20 protein-coding genes are annotated in these 21,327 nt (G+C 34.3%); 11 read left to right on the top strand and 9 right to left on the bottom strand.

What is annotated here, in order from left to right:
- Positions 1–48: 48 nt before the first annotated feature.
- Entirely contained in the window at positions 49–1,341 is a 1,293-nt protein-coding gene (locus tag IEV15_RS06460) for an OmpA family protein (protein WP_188361703.1), read from the top strand.
- A gap of 77 nt (positions 1,342–1,418) precedes the next feature.
- The gene (locus tag IEV15_RS06455) at positions 1,419–1,814 is read left to right on the top strand and encodes a glyoxalase (protein WP_188361702.1); all 396 of its coding nucleotides are present in this window, start codon (positions 1,419–1,421) and stop codon (positions 1,812–1,814) included.
- Between the two features lie 2 nt (positions 1,815–1,816).
- On the opposite strand, the gene IEV15_RS06450 is transcribed toward IEV15_RS06455, so the two are convergent.
- Positions 1,817–2,587, bottom strand: coding sequence for an META domain-containing protein (locus IEV15_RS06450; protein ID WP_188361701.1), 771 nt, complete (start codon positions 2,585–2,587; stop codon positions 1,817–1,819).
- Positions 2,588–2,873: 286 nt separating this feature from the next.
- Between IEV15_RS06450 and IEV15_RS06445 the strand changes: the two genes are divergently transcribed.
- The 5 genes from IEV15_RS06445 (at position 2,874) to IEV15_RS06425 (ending at position 7,912) form a co-directional block, all read left to right on the top strand.
- Entirely contained in the window at positions 2,874–3,587 is a 714-nt protein-coding gene (locus IEV15_RS06445) for an esterase family protein (protein ID WP_188361700.1), read from the top strand.
- 42 nt (positions 3,588–3,629) lie between these two features.
- On the top strand, positions 3,630–4,589 hold the full coding sequence (locus tag IEV15_RS06440) for an ATP-grasp domain-containing protein (RefSeq protein ID WP_188361699.1): 960 nt from the start codon (positions 3,630–3,632) through the stop codon (positions 4,587–4,589).
- A 17-nt stretch (positions 4,590–4,606) separates the two neighbouring features.
- Positions 4,607–5,719 carry a carboxylate-amine ligase gene (locus IEV15_RS06435; RefSeq protein ID WP_188361698.1) on the top strand — a complete coding sequence of 371 codons (1,113 nt, stop codon included), beginning with the start codon at positions 4,607–4,609 and terminating at the stop codon, positions 5,717–5,719.
- A 99-nt stretch (positions 5,720–5,818) separates the two neighbouring features.
- On the top strand, positions 5,819–6,646 hold the full coding sequence (locus tag IEV15_RS06430) for a type 1 glutamine amidotransferase (RefSeq protein ID WP_188361697.1): 828 nt from the start codon (positions 5,819–5,821) through the stop codon (positions 6,644–6,646).
- A 72-nt stretch (positions 6,647–6,718) separates the two neighbouring features.
- Positions 6,719–7,912 (top strand): hypothetical protein, encoded by a 1,194-nt coding sequence (locus IEV15_RS06425; RefSeq protein WP_188361696.1) that lies wholly within the window; start codon positions 6,719–6,721, stop codon positions 7,910–7,912.
- A 26-nt stretch (positions 7,913–7,938) separates the two neighbouring features.
- Here IEV15_RS06425 and IEV15_RS06420 read toward each other — a convergent pair whose 3' ends face one another.
- The 5 genes from IEV15_RS06420 to IEV15_RS06400 form a co-directional block, all read right to left on the bottom strand.
- Complete coding sequence (locus IEV15_RS06420) at positions 7,939–8,217, bottom strand: hypothetical protein (protein WP_188361695.1); 279 nt, start codon at positions 8,215–8,217, stop codon at positions 7,939–7,941.
- Positions 8,218–8,464: 247 nt separating this feature from the next.
- The gene (locus tag IEV15_RS06415) at positions 8,465–9,007 is read right to left on the bottom strand and encodes a hypothetical protein (protein WP_188361694.1); all 543 of its coding nucleotides are present in this window, start codon (positions 9,005–9,007) and stop codon (positions 8,465–8,467) included.
- Between the two features lie 94 nt (positions 9,008–9,101).
- The gene (locus IEV15_RS06410; protein WP_188361693.1) at positions 9,102–10,319 is read right to left on the bottom strand and encodes an ATP-grasp domain-containing protein; all 1,218 of its coding nucleotides are present in this window, start codon (positions 10,317–10,319) and stop codon (positions 9,102–9,104) included.
- A 3-nt stretch (positions 10,320–10,322) separates the two neighbouring features.
- Positions 10,323–11,732: a leucyl aminopeptidase family protein gene (locus IEV15_RS06405; protein WP_188361692.1), complete on the bottom strand. Its 1,410-nt coding sequence runs from the start codon at positions 11,730–11,732 to the stop codon at positions 10,323–10,325.
- A gap of 35 nt (positions 11,733–11,767) precedes the next feature.
- Positions 11,768–12,907, bottom strand: a complete 1,140-nt coding sequence (locus tag IEV15_RS06400; RefSeq protein WP_188361691.1) for an alpha/beta hydrolase — start codon at positions 12,905–12,907, stop codon at positions 11,768–11,770.
- A gap of 214 nt (positions 12,908–13,121) precedes the next feature.
- Between IEV15_RS06400 and gcvT the strand changes: the two genes are divergently transcribed.
- Entirely contained in the window at positions 13,122–14,204 is a 1,083-nt protein-coding gene (gcvT, locus tag IEV15_RS06395; protein ID WP_188361690.1) for a glycine cleavage system aminomethyltransferase GcvT, read from the top strand.
- Positions 14,205–14,267: 63 nt separating this feature from the next.
- Here gcvT and IEV15_RS06390 read toward each other — a convergent pair whose 3' ends face one another.
- Positions 14,268–14,870 (bottom strand): porin family protein, encoded by a 603-nt coding sequence (locus IEV15_RS06390; RefSeq protein WP_188361689.1) that lies wholly within the window; start codon positions 14,868–14,870, stop codon positions 14,268–14,270.
- 150 nt (positions 14,871–15,020) lie between these two features.
- On the opposite strand from IEV15_RS06390, the gene IEV15_RS06385 reads away from it, so the two are divergent.
- Positions 15,021–15,731 carry a YebC/PmpR family DNA-binding transcriptional regulator gene (locus tag IEV15_RS06385; RefSeq protein ID WP_188361688.1) on the top strand — a complete coding sequence of 237 codons (711 nt, stop codon included), beginning with the start codon at positions 15,021–15,023 and terminating at the stop codon, positions 15,729–15,731.
- Positions 15,732–15,854: 123 nt separating this feature from the next.
- Here IEV15_RS06385 and capA read toward each other — a convergent pair whose 3' ends face one another.
- Both capA and IEV15_RS06375 read right to left on the bottom strand, forming a co-directional pair.
- The gene (capA, locus tag IEV15_RS06380; RefSeq protein WP_188361687.1) at positions 15,855–16,895 is read right to left on the bottom strand and encodes a cysteate synthase; all 1,041 of its coding nucleotides are present in this window, start codon (positions 16,893–16,895) and stop codon (positions 15,855–15,857) included.
- An 81-nt stretch (positions 16,896–16,976) separates the two neighbouring features.
- Positions 16,977–19,037: a S9 family peptidase gene (locus IEV15_RS06375; protein WP_188361686.1), complete on the bottom strand. Its 2,061-nt coding sequence runs from the start codon at positions 19,035–19,037 to the stop codon at positions 16,977–16,979.
- 140 nt (positions 19,038–19,177) lie between these two features.
- Here IEV15_RS06375 and IEV15_RS06370 point away from each other — a divergent pair, with 140 nt between their 5' ends.
- Both IEV15_RS06370 and IEV15_RS06365 read left to right on the top strand, forming a co-directional pair.
- Positions 19,178–19,501, top strand: a complete 324-nt coding sequence (locus tag IEV15_RS06370) for a YbaB/EbfC family nucleoid-associated protein (RefSeq protein WP_188361685.1) — start codon at positions 19,178–19,180, stop codon at positions 19,499–19,501.
- A 38-nt stretch (positions 19,502–19,539) separates the two neighbouring features.
- Positions 19,540–21,213 (top strand): RluA family pseudouridine synthase, encoded by a 1,674-nt coding sequence (locus tag IEV15_RS06365; RefSeq protein ID WP_188361684.1) that lies wholly within the window; start codon positions 19,540–19,542, stop codon positions 21,211–21,213.
- Positions 21,214–21,327 lie beyond the last annotated feature (114 nt).

Genomic DNA, 21,327 nt, shown 5'->3' with positions numbered 1-21,327 from the left:
TGTAAAAATTAAAATTTTGTTAATTTTCCAAAAACCCTATATGAATTTATGAAAAAAATTTTACTTACCATAGCAATAGTTATTAGTTATAACACTGTTGTTAGTGCTCAAGAAGAAAAAATTGTTGATGATGAATACAACAAATGGTCCATTGAATTTAATGTTGGACAAAGCAAAGGAATTAAACCTTATTCGGTTGGTTATTTTGCAAGCGATCCGGGCAAAAATTTTGGAAGTATCGCTATAAACCATTTTAGTGGTGGCGTTCGTTATATGTTTAGCCCAAAATTTGGTTTAAAATTAGATGGAGCTTATGATAATCTGGAAAATTTTAAAAATAGCGGTAGTTTAGATTTTGAAATGCGTCACATCCGCGTCGGTCTTCAAGGTGTTGTTAATGGAGCTCGTCTATTTGATATTCAAGATAACTTAGGCCGATTTAGTTTTTTGTTTCATGGGGGTATTCAAGTTGCTTTTATGACACCTCAAATGGGAATAAATGAAGGAAGAACTGAAAGAAATGGCGGTATTATGTTTGGAATTACACCTGAATTCAGAATTACAAAAAACATTGCATTTAATACCGACTTCACATTTAATTCTAATATCAGACAACATTTTAATTGGGATGGAGCTTATTCTGAACCAAATAACAACTTAGCAGGCAGTTTGTTTACCACTTCATTAGGACTTTCAATTTCATTTGGTTCTGAAAAGGTACATGGAGATTTTGCAATCTTACGCGATAAAACCAGAAAAGAATTAGAAGCTCTTGAAGAACGAGTTGCTAAAATTGAAATTGACTTAACAGATAGCGATAAAGATGGTGTTCCTGATTATTTAGATGTTGAACCAAATTCTATTACAGGAATCGCAGTGGATACTAAAGGTAGAATGATTGATCAAAATAAGAATGGTGTTCCTGATGAATTAGAAAAATATTTAGAGCGTACTTATGCTACTAAAGATTCAATTACCGTTACTGACAAACAAATGGTAACAAAATTCATCAATGACGGTTATGTAGCAACTTATTTTGATTTTGATAAACGTAAACCAACCAACGTTTCTACAGAAGGTATTGATTTCATGTTGACTTATCTTAGAAATAATCCTGAAGCTTCAATCGATATCATTGGTCATGCTGATGAAATTGGAAGAACACCTTACAATGATAAATTAGCAAAAGAAAGAGCTGAGAACGTAAAACAAACGCTTGTAAAAGCAGGAATTAATGCCTCTCGTTTAAATGCTATATCAAACGGTGAAGATACAAGCGTAGATGCTTCTTCAGTTGAAGCAAGACGTTTGGTTAGACGTGTAACGTTTAGAGTAAAATAATTAACAATCAATTCTTAATAACTATAAGCAAACCTCTGTTTTTTGACAGAGGTTTTTTTATAATTTTAAAAGAAAAAATGACAGCAAGAGACTTTTACATATCCGAAAATCGTGGTGAAACGCTGGGAATCGTTACAGAACAATCATCTTCTGAAGAACGTTTTCAAAACAGTACCATCAGACCTGTCTTAAAATTGCAAACCGACTTGTTAATAGAGGTCTTTAAAAATTATATTTCAAAACATAAAACGGATTTCTACTCCTACTCTATTGAGAAAAAATTGCAGTTTATAGAAAATGCCATTCAAAAAGATATCAAATTCAGAAACTCATTAAAAGGAATTGTCATTGGTTTGTTTACGGTTAATGAATATATTGAATACATTCAAAATTCATCCAATCTAAACAAACGAATGATGAATTTAGTGATTGAACGACTCAAAAGTCAAGTGCAGCTTTTTGAATTGGAATAAATTTAGTCCACTTTTTTCATAATAATTTTCATTCCATCCGGATTGGAAAGATATAGTCTATTATTTTTTATTTCATAAGTAGTTGCAGCTGTTAATGCTTTTAAAAACATATCTTCTTTATTCTTGGGGTCACACATCATTTTTGAACTTGCTATATCCATAAATCGTACTACTTTTCGTTCTTGAAATAAATTTCCTCTGATTCGATTGCACCCGCCAAAACCTGAAAAATTCATTTCCTTGCTGTTGATTTCTAAGAACGGAAAATCATCTAAAAAGTAATCTTTAGAAAGATTTTTTCCTTCTAATTCTTCCAAGACCCAAATATCATGCAATCTGTAATCTACAATATAATTTCCACAACCAGTAAGAGTAGTATAGTCCGAAGCAACCCCTTTTTTTAATCGAACTTCTACAGCATACGAATAAACTGTATCAGACATCGAATCGGAACATGTGGCTTTACGTATCGTAATTTCAATAGTTCCGCTTTCTGTTGCAGCACGATACATTTTTACATTAGCATCCATAGCCAGAATTGGTTCAACATGTGGTGCGTTAAAATTCATACTTTCGTCAACTGCCGTAAATTTTATCAAAGCTTCAGATAGTTCCAAACTCCAAAACGGTTCTGTTCCAATGGCTTTAAAATAACTCAACGTTATTTTAGTCGGAATTTCTATCGTCTCCTCAGGTAATGGTTTCAAATTTGAATTGGTTTTGCAGGATACTACCATTCCTATTAAAAATAGTGTTAAAATTGTAGTTCTCATATTCTATATTTTAAGTATAAATTTATTAAATAATTCCAATTCTCCGATATTTATTGGCGTTTTAAACTGATTTTTTTACTAAAATAAGTACATAAGTGCTGTTTGTCTGTTTCTTATTAACACAATTTATTGAAAAAACTTAAAATGAGTACCCAATTATAACTAGTTTTTTAAGATATTTTTAGTCATATAAGTAGTATTGTTTATTTATCATAATAATTTTCAAAAGTTTAGGTTTTACGAGTTTTTTTGTACAATTTTCTGTATTATTGTTAAAAGTATAAGTATGAAAGAAGAATATTTTAAATGGTACTCGCCCAACTTAAATAGAGAAATTGAAATGTTGGTTTTTGGTCACGCCGGATATCCGGTAATTGTTTTTCCTACTTCAATGGGAAGTTATCATGAAAATCGAGATCAAGGACTAATTAAATCAGCTCAATGGTATATCGAACAAGGATTAATTCAAATTTTTTGCCCGGGTAGTATCGATAAAGATAGTTTTTACAATAAAAACATTCATCCGGTTCATCGTATTCAAAACCATGTATGGTATGACAAAATGATTTGTCATGAAATTGTAGAACGTGTGCGAAACAATACCTCAGTTGGAAAAGTTGCCGTTGCAGGCTGCAGTTTTGGTGCATATCATGCCGCAAACTTTGCTTTCAGACATCCTGGCTATGTAAGTCATATGTTTGCCATGAGTGGTGCTTTTAGCATCAAAAGTTTTATGGATGGTCATCACGATGAAAATGTGTTTTACAATAGCCCCGAAGATTTTATACACGGTTTAAACGATCCTGAGTTATGGCGAATGGATATTGTATTAGGTACTTCAAATTGGGATATTTGTTTGGATGCCAATTTGCGATTAAGTAGAATTCTTGCCCATAGAGATGTGCCACATTGGCTTGATATCAGACAAAACCGCGAACATGATTGGCCGGTTTGGAGAGAAATGTTTCCCCATTATTTATCACGAATTAAATTTAATTAAAATCAAAAAAGTTCAAAAAAAGTACAACTAAATAAAAAGTATATGAAAAAAATTGGAATTTTATTCGGAATGGAAGACACCTTTCCACAAGCTTTTATAGATCGTGTTAACTCAAAAAATGAAAAAGGGATTATTGCAGAAGCCGTATCTATTGACAAGGTAGTTCAAAATAAAGCATCAGATTATGCCGTAATCATTGATCGTATTTCACAAGATGTACCCTTTTATAGAGCCTATTTAAAAAATGCAGCTCTTACGGGAACTGCAGTAATCAATAACCCTTTTTGGTGGAGTGCTGATGATAAGTTTTTCAACAATTGTTTAGCCGATGTATTGGGCGTTCCATTACCAAACACCGTTCTTCTTCCTTCTGCCGAACACCCTACTGACACAACCAGTAAGTCATTCCGTAATTTGAAATACCCTTTAGATTGGGAAGAAATGTTCAATTATATTGGTTTTCCGGCCTACATGAAGCCATATGCCGGTGGTGGTTGGAAAAATGTGTATCGATTGGAAAACAGAGATGAATTTTGGGAAGTACACCGTGAAACTGGACAATTGGTAATGTTGTTACAAGAAGAAATTGTTTTTGACCTTTATTTTCGTGTATATTGTTTAGGTGGAAAAGCAGTTAGAATCATGCCTTACGAACCAAGAAACCCACATCATTTGCGTTATGTTGTTGACGGACCTCCTGCTGACAAAAAATTATTAGCTACAGTTAAAGATTATACCTTACGTCTTTGCAAAGGTTTAGGATATGATTTCAATACAGTTGAATTTGCAGTTCGTGACGGAATTCCATATGCCATCGATTTTGGAAATCCGGCTCCCGATGCTGAATTAACTTCGGTTGGTAAAGAAAATTTTGAATGGGTTGTAGAAGAAGCAGCAAAAATGGCCATTGAATATGCTAAGAAACACAAAGACGGACAAATGAATTTAACTTGGGGAACTTTTATGAACGGTTCTGTTAATCAAGCTCCAAGATTCAAATAAGAAGTAAAAATTAAATTATGAAGAAAGAACTGCCTGTTTTCACACTAGGTGTTGAAGAGGAATATTTAATTATTGATCCTGAAACCAGAGATTTACGTTCCCACATGTCTAAAATTGTGGATGGAGCCAAAATAATTTTGCAAGAACAAGTTAAGGCCGAAATGCACCAATCAGTGGTGGAAGTTGGTACCAATATTTGTAAAAATGTCAAAGAAGCTCGCGAAGAAATTACATTTCTGCGAAAAAAAATTGTTGAACTAGCCGCAAAGCAAGGTTTAGTAGTTGGTGCTGCCGGAACACACCCTTTTTCAAAATGGCAAGATCAACCTATCACTGACGATCCGCGTTATCATACTATTGTGAATGAATTACAAGACGCTGCTCGTTCCAATTTGATTTTTGGAATGCATTGCCATGTTGGTATTGAAAGTCGCGAAATTGGCTTGCAATTGATGAACCAAGCATGCTATTTCCTCCCGCATATATTTGCTTTATCTACCAATTCCCCATTTTGGGAAGGACGAAACACCGGTTACAAATCGTTTCGAACAAAAGTATTTGACAAGTTTCCAAGAACGGGTTTGCCTGAATATTTTGATTCGGTCCAATCTTATGATAATTTCTTGGAAACATTGGTTAAAACAAATTGCATTGACAATCCTAAGAAAATATGGTGGGATTTACGTCTGCATCCGTTCTATAACACTATTGAATTTCGTATTTGCGACATGAGTTTAACAGTTGATGAAACCATTTGTATTGTCGCCATCATTCAAGCTGTTGTGGCTAAATTGTATAAATTGACACAAGCTAACACAAGTTTTAATATTTACAGATTGGCTTTGATAAAAGAAAATAAGTTCAGAGCTGCACGTTATGGTGTTCAGGGTAATATGATTGATTTTGGTTTACAAAAAGAGGTGCCAACCAAAGAACTCATTCTGGAACTTCTCGAGTTTATTGAAGATGTAGTTGACGAATTGGGTAGTCGTGAAGAAATTAATTATGTGCATACTATCCTTAGAGAAGGAACAGGAGCAGCAAAACAATTAGCTATTTTTGAAGAAACTCAAGATTTAACCAAAGTAGTAGATTTCATTACAGCTCAATTTACTAAAGGGATTGATTAAAATGTGAAAAATGTTAATAGATTTAGTAATAAACCCAAGTTAAAGCTAAATAGCTTCTTTTAAAAAATAGGTATATTTGCTTTATTAAATCAAAATCAAATGGATAGACAAATCAGAATTGCCGTATTAGATATGTATGACGGAGAGGCAAATCAAGGAATGCGATGCATTTTTGATATCATAAATCGTTTCAACCAAATGGTTTCCTTTCAGGTTTTTGATGTTAGAGGCAAAAATGAAATTCCGGATATAAACAAGTTTGACATTTACATTTCAAGTGGCGGACCCGGAAATCCGTTGGAAGGTAACGGAATTTGGGATAAAAAATATTTTGAATTGATTGATAGTCTTTGGAATTGGAACAAGGAAAATGAAATGAAAAAACACGTGTTGTTTATTTGCCATTCCTTTCAAATGGCTTGTAAACACTTCGGTTTAGCTGAAATTAATAAGCGAAAAGATACTTCGTTCGGAATAATGACAACCCATAAAGTTAATGAAGGTTTGAATGATACTTTATTTGAAGGTCTCGAAAATCCATTTTATACAATTGATAGTCGTGATTTTCAAGTTGTGCAACCGCATTTAAAAATTTTCAAAAAAATGGGAGCTCAGATTATTGCCTTAGAAAAAATTAGAGATCATGTGCAATACGAACGAGCCATTATGGGAATTCGTTTTTCGAAAGAATTTGTTGGTGTTCAATTTCATCCCGAAGCAGATCCTATAAGTTTCTTAGCTCATATGAAAAATAGAACTTTCAGAGAAAAAATTATTGAAATGAAAGGACGAATGAAGTTTTTAAGAATGCTTGAAAATTTGGTTGAAGAAGATAAAATTTATAAAACCAACGAAACTATTATTCCAAATTTTTTACGCATAGCCATAAACGATTTGATGAAACACAAAAGAATACTCTCTAACTGAAATCTCAATTTATTTCAATTGTAAAGGCACACAAGTTTTTCTTTTGTGCCTTTTTTAAAACGATTTTTTAACATGAATACTAAATATAGAAAGCTTTTTAACGAACAATTCTCTGTTGAAAAATATAACCAACTTATCGATTCAATAACTAATGAGTTTGATTACAAACCTACATTTCGTATTGGGGAAACTCCGTTTTTTATTTCTAATGAATTAAAATCTCAGTTACTTGAAGGTTGTAATGAAGTTATAGTTTTTATTCAGAAAGAAGGTTTTAAAGAATTAACAAACATAGCTTTAGAGTTAAATAGAAAAGTGCCTAACGAAGACAATCACACTTCTTTTTTAGCTATTGATTTTGGTATTTGTGAAGAAAACAATCAATTGATTCCAAAGCTAATTGAAGTACAAGGTTTTCCTTCGTTGTTCAATTTTCAAAATAATTTGGCTCAAAAATTTACGAACCACTACCCTTTTCTTTCTGAACTGACTCCCTATCTTAACGGATTAAATCACGATTCCTATTTGAAGTTAATTGAAGAAGTGATTTGTGATGAGTACCCAAAAGAAAATGTCATCCTTTTAGAAATTGAACCTGAAAAGCAAAATACAAAGATTGATTTTTATTACTGCAAACGTGACATTGGAATTCCGATTGTTTGTGTAACAGAACTCATTCAGAAAGGTAAAAAGCTATTTTACACCAATGCTGATGGAGTTGAAATTGAAGTGAAACGCATTTACAATCGTGTCATATTTGACGAATTAGATTTGCGAACTGATTTGCAACTCAACTTTGATTTTTCTGATGATTTGGATGTAGAATGGGCTGGACATCCCAATTGGTTTTTCCGTATCAGTAAGTTTATTTTGCCTTATCTCAAAGGGAAGTATTTTATTGAAACTACATTGCTTAGTGAATTAAAAGAAATCCCATCCGATTTAGAGAATTATGTGCTCAAGCCTTTATTTTCCTTTTCAGGGAGTGGTGTTGTATTTCATGTCAAACCCGAAGATATTGAAGCCGTAAAAGAAAAGGACTTATATATTTTACAGAAAAAAGTAAACTACCTGCCTATTATTCAATCACCTGATGGTAAAGTAAAAGCAGAAGTCCGCATTTTGTGTGTTTGGCCAAAAGATGCTGCCGCTCCTATTCCGGTTACCAATTTAGTTCGATTAAGTCGTGGTGAAATGATTGGTGTAAAATTCAACAAAGACAAAGATTGGGTTGGCGGAACTGTTGGGATGTTTGAAAAACAATAAGATATTTCGAGTTTTAAATTGAAGGATTATTTGATTATATGTTGAATCTCTAAAATTAAAGATTCTAATTCTTTAATAGGAATTTGAGTTACTGTTTCAATATAATTCTTAGAATCAAAGATCAACAAAACTCCTTTTGAATCATTTTCATATCCAATTTGTTTTATTTCTAGTTCCGGTGCCTTTATTTCGTAATCTTTTGTTCCGTCTTTAAACCATCCGTAATCGGCACTATATGTGATTTTATCTTTATCAAAATGTAAAACTTCAATGCCATACGTATTCCAAAGAGAAACTCGTAACATATAAAAACAAATTAAACCGAAAAAACCAATCATTACAATCATTAAAAATTTTAATTCTCCTCCATTTTGTATTGAATATATAACACTAGAAATTGGTAAAAAAAATAATAAAAATGTTATGCTATATAATGAAAACCGTACAAAAAAAGGAGATCTTTTTACTCTTAAAATGACCTTATTTTTATCAATCTCATATTGCTTTGAACAAGTATAGGGAAGCATATTAAAAAATTAATTCAATTCGTTTTTACTCCATTATTTTTTTTCTTATTTGCAAAAAACTTAAATCTGTAGTAACCATACTTTCAACGATTTCTTTCCGAATCACATCCAAATCCTCATACTCCAAATGTTTCGCCCAATTTTCTTCATTCAAAACTTGTTTGATAGTTTTCATCACTTTTGCAGTTTCAGCAGCATTTCTTAAAACTGCTTTTCCGTCGTAAAACGATAAGTCTTTATGAAAAAAATCAGCTGTTTTTTGCTCCCAATCCACTTGGATAAAGAATAACTTTGCATTTTCATCATTAGGCAAAAAATCATTCCAACGTGCAAAACCTACTTTGGTATATTGGTTTTTATAATCAGTTAAAGGAACTAACCGCCATCGGCAATTGGCTACCCTACCCCAATGATTGGAAATTCGGAAAACACCCTCGTCAGTGAAATAATATTCGCTACCCGATTTACTTTTGAAATGCGATTTTTGTAATTCAAAATCCGTTTGAGAAACTTCTTTCCAAAGGCAAAAAGTGTATTTGTGAAAGTTTTTAGAGTTATATTTTTTCATTTTGTCAGTTGCCACGAATTACACGAATTCCCACTAATTAAAAAAATACAATCAAATTAATTCGTGAAATTAGTGTTAATTAGTGGCTAAAAAATTAATGTAACTTCTTCACTTTCTCCTGAGCTGCTACAGTTGCAAAATCTTTAACCAATCGTTCGGCATAATCGTCTAATAATTCACGAACGCGTTCATGTTTCTCTGATTTTATAATTAATCCTGCATGATATTCCAAAGGAACACGGAAACACACTTCAGCATCATTAAACCCACTCAAATCAGGATGTTCAAATTTGGATAAAGTCAACACAATTCCGGCAAATTGTTTCTTTTGTGAGGGTACTTTATACGTTTCTTGTCGCACCAAAGCATCTTCAATCTTTGCCCATTCTCCCCATAAATTAATTCCTGAAGCGGCTTCAACCATTTCAGCCAAATGAGCTCCACCTACTCTGGAAGATGTTTCCAAAAAGTAAATTTTGCCATCTTCATTACATTTAATAAATTCCGTATGCGTAGCTCCGTGTTTCATTCCGAAAGCTTTCATTACCTGCTCATTCACTTTTTTTATGGCTTTTTCATCAGCACTATTATATGGAATGTTAGCACTTCTAAAAATTCCGCCTCCTTGTGAAATTTCCATTGGAGTGGCTAAATATTGAGATGTTAAACTGAATAAAACTTTACTATTAAAATTCAGGCCATCACAATGATAAACTGCTCCCGGTTTGAATTGCTCTACTAAATATTTAATGCGATTATCACCCAATTCATTTATTTTTTCCCATAATTCTTCTTTGGAATGTACTTTCATAATTCCGGAGGCTGATGCTTCAGAACGTGGTTTCAAAACCCATGGTGGCGAAACGCTGTCTGCGAAAGTGTTGATGTATTCGTCATTAAACAATGCACTAAAAGCCGGAACCGGAACTCCTTCTGCTTGTGCTTTTACTCGCATGGCCAATTTATCTCTGAAATACCTTCCTGTAGTTTGACCCATTCCATCTACACGAAGATTTTCTCGTAAATAAGTCGCTTTTTCAACATCAAAATCATCCAAAGCAACAATTGCGGCTATTTTTTCATTCCGCATGATTCCGGCAACGCCTTGAAGCAACATGTCTAAATCCCAATCAATATCCTGACCCGGCATATAAAAAATTTCGTCTATCGAATCAAAAGCCCAAGGTTTGTTTCGCAACTTTTCGGAAGTAATTAAGAATACTTTGTTTCCTAATTTTTTCATATTGATTAAAAAATCATTTCCTTTAAAATAATTGGAAATGCAGATAAAAGTTTTAGCAGTCGTATCCATAAGCTACAGGTTTTCAATAAAATTGGTTAGTAAATGTACCCCAAATGCTGAGGCATGTTTTGTTTTTGCAAATTCATCATCAATAAATGTTACTCCTGCAACATCAAGATGAGCCCAAGATGTATGATTATTAGTAAAAAATTCTAAAAATTTTGCTGCTGAAATAGCTCCTGCAACCGGTTTTCCGGAGTAGTTTTTTACATCAGCAATATCACTTTCAATGTCTGATTTATAAGCATCCCATAACGGTAAAGGCCATAATCGCTCCCCAATTTCATCTCCGGCATGTTGCAATTGTTTTGATAAATCCGGATTGTTGGTAAATAAAGCTCCACATTCACTACCTAAAGTGGCTACACTACTTCCTGTTAAAGTGGCAATATCAATAACCGTTTCAGGATTGTAATTTTTAATTAAATAAGATAATCCATCGGCCAAGATTAATCTTCCTTCGGCATCTGTATCAATAATTTCAATAGAATGGCCGCTATAACTTCCAATCACATCACTGGGTAAAAAAGAATTGGCATCCACCGAATTCTCACACGCAGGAACTATAGCTGTAACCCGATAAGGCAATTGTAAATCTGCAATCAGTTGCATGGTTCCTAAAACTGCTGCAGCTCCCGCCATGTCACACTTCATATGAACCATTCCTGCTGTTTTGATGTTCAAACCTCCGGTATCAAAGGTGATCCCTTTCCCAACCAAACCTATGTGTTTTTTGGATTCAACAGGCACATAATCCATGATAATAAATTGAGAATCGTTGGCACTTCCTTTTCCAACAGACACAAAGGCATCAAGTCCCAATTCTTTTGCTTGTTGAAATCCGAACACTGTTACTTTAAAGCCATACTTCTCTCCAGAAGTGATTGACCAATCGGCCAAATGTTTTGGGGTTACTCTATTAGGAGGTAAATCAACTAAGTGAAAAGTTTCTAATTGTGCATTGGCAATTTTTAATCCTCTTTCAACAGCATTTGTAACATCTGTATACGTATTGATTTCTAAAACAAAATCAGTTGAAGTTAAAGGATGTTGCTTTTTTTCTTTTTTGTAATGACCTAACTGATATGTTCCTAACCACAAACCGGAAATAAGTGCTTCAATATAATCTCCCTTAAATGCAGAAGATAGAAATAGTTTGGCTTCGTTTTTAAAATGTGACGTTTGTTTTGCAGCAATTCTTCTAAAAGCTGTTTTGACCGATTTATAGTCCGGATTTTTTCCTAAACCGATAAACAAAAACAGTTGTTCCTCTTTTTCTAGAAGGTGATGACTGTCTTTTTTTCCTGAAAAGGTGGAATGGGAAATTTGAAAGTCATTAAAAACAATAGCCGTTTCTGTCTCCAAAAACGGAATTAAATTTAATGCTTTATAGGATTGATTATTTGTATAATGGATTTTCATAATTTTTTTCAATTAGATTTTTGACATTGTAATTGTTATTCATCTTTGTTACTAAAAAACAACCACTCAATCGCTTTTGGAAATTCATCACTCCAATGAACTTCATTGTGTTTGCCAAACTCATTGATACTTAGTCGTACTTTCATTTTGTCTTCCAGTGTTTTTCTTTTCAATAATCGTTTTTTGAAATGTTGCACATGGTCAATCATTGTGGCACTTTCATCACCACCGGCATACAAATAGATACGTGTTTCTTGCGGCTCTTCCATATCCAAAAAGGACAATTTAATTTTGGGAACCACCCAAAGCGATGGCGAAAAAATCATCAATTTTCCAAATACTTCCGGATACATGATGCCGCTAAAAATACTCACCAAACCTCCCATTGAACTGCCGCCAATTCCGGTATAATCTCGTTCAGGTTTTGTTCTGAAGTTAGTATCCACAAAGGGTTTTAACGTATCGGTTAAAAAACGAATGTACTTTTTTCCTTGACCGGAACCCAAAACGGTGTTGCCGACATTGTACTCAATTAAGCGTTCTTTTTCGGCATGTTCAACAGCAATGACAATGATTTTGCCTATTTTATATTCTGCCATAACGGCAAGTTTTTTATCAATTTCCCAATTGCCATACTTGGCTTTTTCATTAAATAAATTTTGAGCATCCTGCAAATACATCACCGGATAATGTTCCGTAGTTGTATCATAATCATGGGGCAATAAGGCCCAAACTTTTCGGGTTTTATTCAATTGCGGAATTTCAAATTCTTTTGAAATCAAATGTACCTGCGGTAAAAAAGTTGACTTAAAAGGCAACCAATTGTGACGCCATTTAGCAACGTGTTCCCGTCGAACGCCATTGTGTTGTTTACAAGACCTATTTTCTGTACGGTTGCCATATTTATCAATCTCGACTTCACTCCAGTCGCCTCGAGTAAATTTATAAAGCAATTCATCAGGATATTTGAAATTTTCAGGGAATTTAAAATGATATAAGCCCTGACCCACTTTTTCCATTAAAAAATTCTTGTCTTGTGTCACCCACTGATTAAAATTACCGGATAGGTAAACGGGGCGGTCATCATCTTCATCAGTAGTTAAAATTATATTTAGATGGGGCTCTTTTATTTCTTTTTCCGGTGAGGGTGGTAGTATATTTTCTGCTGACTTCATGCGTTTTGGAAACGAAAATTTTAATTATTCAAAAAGTAAATATAGCTTTTTAGGATGGTGAATGAAAATATTTTTTAACGGAAATCAGATAAATGAAGGAATTGTTGAATTTTGAATGGAATAGTAATAATTAATCAAATTTGACTGCTTTAAGCAACCTGAAATCGCATTATTTTTAATAAATTAGCCACTTCAAATTTTACACAACAATCAAATGAAAAATACCGCCTTATCACACATTCATGAAAGTTTAGGAGCAAAAATGGTACCCTTTGCTGGTTATAACATGCCGGTGCAATATGAAGGAGTCTCTGCAGAACACGAAACCGTAAGAAACGGAATTGGTGTTTTTGATGTTTCACACATGGGTGAATTTATTCTCTCCGGGCCAAATGCTTTGGCTTTAATTCAAAAAGTTACTTCCAACGATGCCTCGGTTTTAACTGTAGGTAGAGCTCAATATTCTTGTTTGCCCAATGAAACCGGTGGAATTGTTGACGATTTAATTGTCTATAAATTAGAAGAGGAACAATACCTTTTGGTGGTGAATGCTTCAAATATTGAAAAAGATTGGAACTGGATTGCGTCGCATAATGATTTAGGTGTTGACATGCGAAACCTTTCTGAAAACTATTCCCTTTTAGCTATTCAAGGACCAAAAAGTGTGGAAGCCATGCAAACGCTTACTTCAATCGATTTAAGTACCATAAAATATTACCATTTTGAAGTGGCCGATTTTGCAGGAATTGAAAATGTAATCATCTCAGCAACCGGATATACAGGTTCAGGTGGTTTTGAAATTTATTGTAAAAATGACGAAGTGGAACACATTTGGAAAAAAGTGTTTGAAGTCGGTGCTTCTTTTGGTATCAAACCAATCGGATTGGCAGCCCGCGATACCTTACGTTTGGAAATGGGTTTTTGTTTGTATGGAAATGACATCAACGATACTACTTCGCCACTTGAAGCAGGTTTGGGATGGATTACAAAATTTACAAAAGAATTTACCAATTCCGAAAACCTTAAAAAACAAAAAGAAGAAGGTGTTACAAAGAAACTAGTAGGCTTTGAATTGTTGGAAAGAGGAATTCCACGTCATGATTACCAAATTGTGGATGCTGAAGGAAGTAACATTGGAATAGTAACCTCAGGAACTATGGCTCCAACTGTGGGTAAAGGAATTGGAATGGGTTATGTAAAAACCGAATTTGCTTCAGAAGGTTCTGAAATTTTTATTCAAATTAGAAACAATAAAGTTAAAGCGAAAGTGGTAAAATTGCCGTTTTATAAGAAGTAAAACTTAAAATTTTGAACATAAAAAAATCCGCAATTGCGGATTTTTTTATTTATATAAGATTATTTATAATTTAAATACACCTCCAACATTGAAAGCACCATAAGAGTTTTTGATTGTAAAATCTGATTCTTTAGGAACTTCAGTCAATCCAGTCATACCTTGAAAATCTACTAATATGCTGAATTTTTCAGAAATTTCAATTTTATAACCAATACCATAATTGAAACCAACTTGTGTTGCATTTGCTAAATCTTTAATGTCTTGACCATTTACATCAGCAGAAGTTAAAAAACCAATACTTGGTCCAAAATTTAGGCTCCATTTTCTGGTACTTCCAAAATGCCAATTTGCGTTAACAGGGATGGTTACATATTTTAATTTTTCTTCAAGATTTATAATTTGATTACCATCAAAACCTGAATATTTACTTCCCATAGTTTGATAAAGGAGACCTGAACGTAAACTCCAACGGTCATTGAAATAATAATCGCCATTTACTCCAAAATCAACAGCACTGATAGAAGAATTGTCTAATGCACTATCACCATAATAATTGGCAGAAGAAAAACCAACAATTGGTGTTAATTCAATAGTTCCTTTTTCTCTGTTTTGCGAAAAACCAAAAAAACCTGTCAAAAGAATTGATAAATAAATAAATTTTTTCATTTAATAAAAAATTAAGTTTAAGGCCACAAATATAGAATAATACTTTAATTTTTATGGTAAATAAAGTTTTTTATAGCAAGTTGATTTTATACTTTTGCATAACAAATTTTTAAAATTAATTTCTACTAAAGAATACTGAAATAAATAGAAATGGGAAGAGCATTTGAATTTAGAAAAGCACGAAAGATGAAACGTTGGTCAGCCATGGCCAAAACGTTTACCAGAATTGGAAAAGATATCGTAATGGCCGTGAAAGAAGGTGGTCCAAATCCGGAAACCAACTCAAGATTAAGGGCTGTTATTCAAAATGCAAAGGCTGCTAACATGCCAAAAGACAATGTGGAGCGTGCCATCAAGAAAGCATCAGATAAAGATACCGCCAACTTCAAAGAAGTATTGTTTGAAGGCTATGCACCACACGGAATCGCAGTTTTAATTGAAACTGCTACGGATAATAACAATAGAACGGTGGCAAATATCAGAAGCTATTTTAATAAATGTAACGGTACTTTAGGAACACAAGGTTCGGTAGAGTTCATGTTTGATCACACTTGTAATTTCAGAATTCCTGCCGAAGGTCAAGATGTTGATGAATTAGAATTGGAAATGATTGATTTTGGTGTAGAAGAAATCTTTGCCGATGAAGACGGAATTCTAATGTATGCTCCTTTTGAAAGTTTTGGTGCTATTCAAAAAGAATTAGAAAACAGAAACATCGAAATCTTATCGTCAGGGTTTGAACGAATTCCACAAATCACCAAAGAAGTGACTACTGAACAGATGGCCGACATTGAAAAATTATTAGAAAAAATTGAAGAAGATGATGATGTGATGAATGTGTATCACACCATGCAGGAATAATTTATTTGCGAATGAGTTTAAAACCATTCGATTAAAAAATTCTTAAACATAAAAAACTCCAAGCTTTCCACTTGGAGTTTTTCTATACTAATCTTTATCTTTCTTCTTTCTTCTATTCTCTTCTTACTTAATAAACTCAATCTTCTGAACTTCTTCCATATTCACACTGTCAAAAAATCCTTGTTCGCTCATCCAGTCATCGCTGAATACTTTACTCATATAACGAGAACCGTGATCAGGGAAAATTGCAATAACATTAGAGTTTTCATCAAACTCTCCTTCTTCAGCAAATTGACGAATGGCTTGAACCACAGCTCCTGAAGTATATCCAACAAATAAGCCTTCTTTGACAGCAATTTCACGTGTGGTATGAGCACTTTCTTCGTCAGTTACTTTGATGAATTTATCAATCGCATCAAAATCAGTTGCCGTTGGAATTAAATTTTTCCCTAAACCTTCTATACGGTAAGGATAAATCTCTTCGCTATCAAATTCTTTGGTTTCGTGATATTTCTTTAATACCGAACCATAAGCATCAACACCTAAAATTCGAATGTTTGGATTTTTCTCTTTTAAATACTTGGCAGCTCCTGAAAGGGTACCACCTGTTCCGCTACAAGCGATTAAATGGGTGATTTTTCCGTTGGTTTGTTCCCAAATCTCTGGGCCTGTAGTTTTATAATGAGCATCAATATTCAATTGATTAAAATATTGATTGATATAAATCGAACCTTTTGTTTCTTCATGCAAGCGTTTGGCAACGTTGTAGTAAGAACGCTCATCATCTGCAGAAACGTGAGCCGGGCAAACATAAACCTTCGCTCCCATGCTGCGTAACATGTCAATTTTATCTCTTGATGATTTAGAACTAACGGCCAAAATACAATTATAACCCTTTATAATACTAACCATAGCCAAGCTAAAGCCGGTATTTCCTGAAGTTGTTTCTATGATAGTATCACCCGGTGAAAGTAGTCCCTGACGTTCAGCTTCTTCAATAATATAAAGTGCTATTCTATCTTTAGTAGAATGACCCGGATTAAAAGCCTCTACTTTTGCATAATAATTACCTTCCAAATTTGATGTGACTTTGTTGAGCTTGATTAATGGGGTATTCCCTATTAAGTCCAACACACTATTGTAAGCTTTTATATGTTCTTTCATAAAAAATAGGTTAGTCAAGGCAAATTTTAAATAAAAATTTTGGATACCTTATAACTTTGCAAATGTATAAAATTTTTTTAATTACTCCTTAATTCCTTCCAAATCTAATAAAAAACTAAATTCTTTGGCCAGTTCTTTCAACGACTCAAATCGGCCTGAAGCCCCGCCATGACCCGCATCCATGTTCGTATCTAGAAACAATAAATTTTTATCTGTTTTCATAACACGCAGTTTGGCTACCCATTTTGCCGGTTCCCAATATTGCACTTGTGAATCATGTAATCCGGTTGTTACCAACATGTTAGGGTAATCTTGTGCTTTTATGTTATCATAAGGTGAATACGACTTCATGTAATCATAATATAATTTGTCATTCGGATTTCCCCATTCATCATACTCTCCCGTGGTTAAAGGAATAGTTTCGTCTAACATTGTGGTTACTACATCTACAAAGGGTACGCCCGCTAAAACGCCATGATACAATTTCGGAGCCATGTTAATAATAGCACCCATTAAGAGACCTCCTGCAGAGCCGCCTTGAGCATAAAGCTTTTTCGGATTGGTATATTTTTGTTCGATTAAAAACTTAGAACAATCAATAAAATCAGTAAACGTGTTTTTCTTTTTCAATAATTTTCCGTCTTCATACCATTGACGACCCATATCTTCACCTCCACGAATGTGAGCTATTGCATAGATGAAACCTCTGTCTAACAAACTTAATATGGTGGAATCAAAATTAGGATCCATCGAATGACCATAGGAACCATAAGCATATTGCAACAACGGATTGTTGCCGTCTTTCTTTACTTCTTTTCGATAAACTAATGAAATTGGAACTTTCGTGCCGTCTGTCGCTGTTGCCCAAACACGTTCCTCCTTATAGTTGTTTTTATCAAACTTACCTCCTAAAACGTCTAGTTCTTTTTTAACTTCCTTAGTTTTAGTTCGCATATTAAAATCAATAACCGAATAAGGAGTTGCTAAAGATTGATAACCATATCTTAGAATTTCAGTATCAAAATCAACATTGGTACCCACAAAAGCCGAATAGGTTTCAATTTCAAACGGTAAGTAATACTCCCCACCGCCATTCCATGGCATGATACGAATTTTGTTTAAACCGTTCGAACGTTCTTCAACGACTAAATAATTTTTAAAGATTTCAATTCCTTCAATTAAAACGGCATCGTTGTGCGGAATAACATCTACCCAATTTTCTTTGGTGGTAGCGTTATCCGGTGTTTTCATCACTTTAAAATTGGTTGCTTTATCTTTATTGGTCACAATATAAAAGTGATCATCAAAATGAGAAATGTTGTACTCCAACCCTCTTGTTCTGGGTTGAAATACTTTGAACTTGTCATTGGGCTTATTGGCATCTAAAACCTGAAATTCGGAGGTTAAAGTACTGCTACTATTGATAACTAAGAATTTTTTAGACTTTGTTTTGGCAATGTAACTGTTAAAAGTTTCATCTTTTTCATGAAATACCAATACATCGTTTTTTACATCAGTGCCTAAAACGTGTTTGTGAATTTTATCCGAACGCAAGGTTACTTCATCTTTTGTGGTATAAAACAACGTTTTGTTGTCGTTTGCCCAGATTGCAGTACCGGAAACATTTTTAATTTTGTCAGCCAGAATTTCTCCGGTTTCTAAGTTTTTTACTTGTAAAGTATAAATTCTTCTACCAACTAAATCAGTAGAAAAAGAAGCTAATTTATTGTCTTCACTAATATTTAATCCACCTAAGTTAAAGTAGGATTGTCCTTTTGCCATTTCATTACAATTGAACAAAATCTCTTCTTCGGCAGTAAGACTTCCTTTTTTACGGGAAAAAATGGGATATTCTTTTCCTTTTTCAAAACGAGTGATGTAGTAATAACCATTGTATAAATAAGGAACCGATTCATCATCTTCCTTAATACGGGCTTTCATTTCTTCAAACAAATCTTTTTGAAAAGCTTGCGTGTGAGTCGTCATTTGCTGATAGTACTCATTTTCATCTTTTAGGTATTGAATTACCTCGGGATTTTCACGATCGTTTAGCCAAAAATAGGAATCGAGGCGTTTATCTCCGTGCTTTTCCAACACGGTATCTTTTTTTGCCGCAAGCGGCGGAACAAGGGTATCGGTCATAGTGGTCTCCTTTTTTTGACAAGAGGTTGCAAAAATAACGCAAATTAAACTAATGCTTAACTTATAATTCATAAAAAATAGTTTATCAAAACTATGCAATATACTACATTTGCAATTCATATAACATAAAAATTATTAACATGTTTGGAGACTTGATGGGAATGATGGGTAAACTTAAAGAGGCCCAACAAAAAATAGAAGCAACTAAAAAGCAGTTGGACCATGTTTTGATAGATGAACAAAGCAATGACGGGCTTTTGAAGGTGACACTTACTGCAAATCGCACAATTAAATCGATAGAAGTTGATGCCTCATTATTAGGAGATAAAGACCAATTGGAAGATTATTTGGTATTGGTTATAAACAAAGCCATCACTCGGGCTACACAAATTAACGAAGCCGAATTAGCAGCAGTTGCCAAAGAAGGCATGCCAAACCTTCCGGGAATGGATCAATTTCGTTAATGGAATGGAAAAGTCTGTGAAGGACTGAAAATAGTACCATGAAAAAAGACTTTCATTTTATCACTTTTAAACACGACGTTACTTCCATTACACTACCTGAAAAGTTTACTTTCCCTTTTTATTACGAACCACATCCGCTTAGTAAAATAGCTGCAACGGAACTGCAAAACTATCTGGAAACACAGACGGATTGGGAACACAACTTTGGGTTGAAAGCAGGACAAAAAGGATTGGTCATTGGTAAGATGTTTGGTGTTTTGGTAGTACAAAACAAGCAGGGTGAATTGGGCTATCTCGCTGCTTTTTCGGGAAAACTTGCTGATAGTAATGAGCACCAACACTTTGTGCCGCCTGTTTTTGATATGCTAAAGCAGGACGGCTTTTTTAAAAAGGAAGAAAAAATTCTCAACGAATACAACCGGAAAATTGAAGCTTTAGAAAACGATACTGATTTTTTAGAAGCTAAAAAGGAATGGGTTGCTCTTCAAGCAACGGCTGAAAAAGACAAACAAGAAAAGAAAGATGCCAGCAAGCAAAACAAATTGCTACGGGATGCCTTGCGTTTAAAATCGGAAAAAGAGGCTGTTTTTGAAGCGTACAAAGCCCTTCAGAAACAACTCAGTCAGCAAAGTCGTGAAGAAAGCATTCAATTGAAGATGATGAATCAATATTGGAAAGCAACGCTTGATGCGGCTCAAAAGAATGTGGCTGTTTTTCAATCGAAAATTGATGCTTTGAAGGAAGAAAGGAAACAGAAATCGGCACGATTACAGCAAAAGTTATTTCATCAGTATGCCTTTTTAAACCAACAAGGAATTCCCAAGAGTTTGGGAGCTATTTTTGAAGAGAATCCACCTGCCAGTGCCGGTGAATGTGCAGCTCCTAAGTTGTTGCAATATGCCTTTGCCAACCAATTAAAACCTATTGCTTTGGCTGAGTTTTGGTGGGGTCAATCACCTAAGTCGGAAGTGCGGAAGCATGGTCAATTTTATCCGGCTTGTACAGGAAAATGCAAACCCATTTTGGCACATATGCTTGAAGGAATTGTTATGGATGACAACCCTTTAGAAGTTAATCCTGCTTTGGGAAAAGACATCACTATTGTTTATGAAGACGACTATCTTGCAGTTATCAACAAGCCGGCAGAGTTTCTCTCTGTGCCTGGAAAGACAATCACCGATTCGGTTTATGATCGCGTGAGAATACGCTATCCTGAAGCTACAGGACCTTTGATTGTACACCGTCTGGATATGTCTACTTCCGGATTGTTGTTGGTTGCTAAAAGCAGTGCTATCTACTTACAGTTGCAATCACAATTCATTAAGCGAACTATTAAGAAGCGATATGTGGCCTTGTTGGATGGAAAGGTTACACAAAGTAGCGGAATAATAGAATTGCCGTTGCGGGTTGATTTAGACAACCGTCCCAATCAATTGGTGTGTTATACCTATGGCAAACCGGCAGTAACAAAATGGGAAGTTATAGAGCACCGGGGCAATCAGACGTTGGTTTACTTTTACCCTATTACAGGCAGAACGCATCAACTTCGTGTGCATGCCGCTCATCCGGAGGGTTTAAATGCTCCTATTGTGGGTGATGACCTTTATGGTACCAAAGCAAACCGGCTTCATCTTCATGCGGAACAACTCAGCTTCTTCCACCCTATTTTGAAAGAAGAAATGGTTTTGCAGGTTGAGGAACTATTTGAGTAAAAGAGTTGGTAGGGGTACCACAAGGCTGACTTTGACATGGCTTTGATATGACTTTGACTTGTCGTTACTCATGCTGAAATAGCCATACTGACATTCAATTTATAACTATCTAAA

The organism is Flavobacterium orientale (genome assembly GCF_014638005.1).
GTDB lineage: Bacteria > Bacteroidota > Bacteroidia > Flavobacteriales > Flavobacteriaceae > Flavobacterium > Flavobacterium orientale.
The sequence above is the reverse complement of the archived record's forward strand: the minus strand, read 5'-3'. Positions and strand labels throughout refer to the sequence as shown.

Bases quoted from the DNA above. Each gene is read 5' to 3' on its own strand.
- IEV15_RS06370 (WP_188361685.1), top strand. From the start codon at position 19,178: ATGTTTGGAGACTTGATGGGAATGATGGGTAAACTTAAAGAGGCCCAA.
- IEV15_RS06460 (WP_188361703.1), top strand. From the start codon at position 49: ATGAAAAAAATTTTACTTACCATAGCAATAGTTATTAGTTATAACACT.
- IEV15_RS06455 (WP_188361702.1), top strand. From the start codon at position 1,419: ATGACAGCAAGAGACTTTTACATATCCGAAAATCGTGGTGAAACGCTG.
- IEV15_RS06405 (WP_188361692.1), bottom strand. From the start codon at position 11,732: ATGAAAATCCATTATACAAATAATCAATCCTATAAAGCATTAAATTTA.
- IEV15_RS06420 (WP_188361695.1), bottom strand. From the start codon at position 8,217: ATGTTACGAGTTTCTCTTTGGAATACGTATGGCATTGAAGTTTTACAT.
- capA (WP_188361687.1), bottom strand. From the start codon at position 16,895: ATGAAAGAACATATAAAAGCTTACAATAGTGTGTTGGACTTAATAGGG.
- IEV15_RS06435 (WP_188361698.1), top strand. From the start codon at position 4,607: ATGAAGAAAGAACTGCCTGTTTTCACACTAGGTGTTGAAGAGGAATAT.
- IEV15_RS06450 (WP_188361701.1), bottom strand. From the start codon at position 2,587: ATGAGAACTACAATTTTAACACTATTTTTAATAGGAATGGTAGTATCC.
- IEV15_RS06445 (WP_188361700.1), top strand. From the start codon at position 2,874: ATGAAAGAAGAATATTTTAAATGGTACTCGCCCAACTTAAATAGAGAA.
- IEV15_RS06430 (WP_188361697.1), top strand. From the start codon at position 5,819: ATGGATAGACAAATCAGAATTGCCGTATTAGATATGTATGACGGAGAG.
- IEV15_RS06375 (WP_188361686.1), bottom strand. From the start codon at position 19,037: ATGACCGATACCCTTGTTCCGCCGCTTGCGGCAAAAAAAGATACCGTG.
- IEV15_RS06385 (WP_188361688.1), top strand. From the start codon at position 15,021: ATGGGAAGAGCATTTGAATTTAGAAAAGCACGAAAGATGAAACGTTGG.
- IEV15_RS06425 (WP_188361696.1), top strand. From the start codon at position 6,719: ATGAATACTAAATATAGAAAGCTTTTTAACGAACAATTCTCTGTTGAA.
- IEV15_RS06410 (WP_188361693.1), bottom strand. From the start codon at position 10,319: ATGGATACGACTGCTAAAACTTTTATCTGCATTTCCAATTATTTTAAA.
- IEV15_RS06440 (WP_188361699.1), top strand. From the start codon at position 3,630: ATGAAAAAAATTGGAATTTTATTCGGAATGGAAGACACCTTTCCACAA.
- IEV15_RS06415 (WP_188361694.1), bottom strand. From the start codon at position 9,007: ATGAAAAAATATAACTCTAAAAACTTTCACAAATACACTTTTTGCCTT.
- IEV15_RS06400 (WP_188361691.1), bottom strand. From the start codon at position 12,907: ATGAAGTCAGCAGAAAATATACTACCACCCTCACCGGAAAAAGAAATA.
- IEV15_RS06390 (WP_188361689.1), bottom strand. From the start codon at position 14,870: ATGAAAAAATTTATTTATTTATCAATTCTTTTGACAGGTTTTTTTGGT.
- gcvT (WP_188361690.1), top strand. From the start codon at position 13,122: ATGAAAAATACCGCCTTATCACACATTCATGAAAGTTTAGGAGCAAAA.
- IEV15_RS06365 (WP_188361684.1), top strand. From the start codon at position 19,540: ATGAAAAAAGACTTTCATTTTATCACTTTTAAACACGACGTTACTTCC.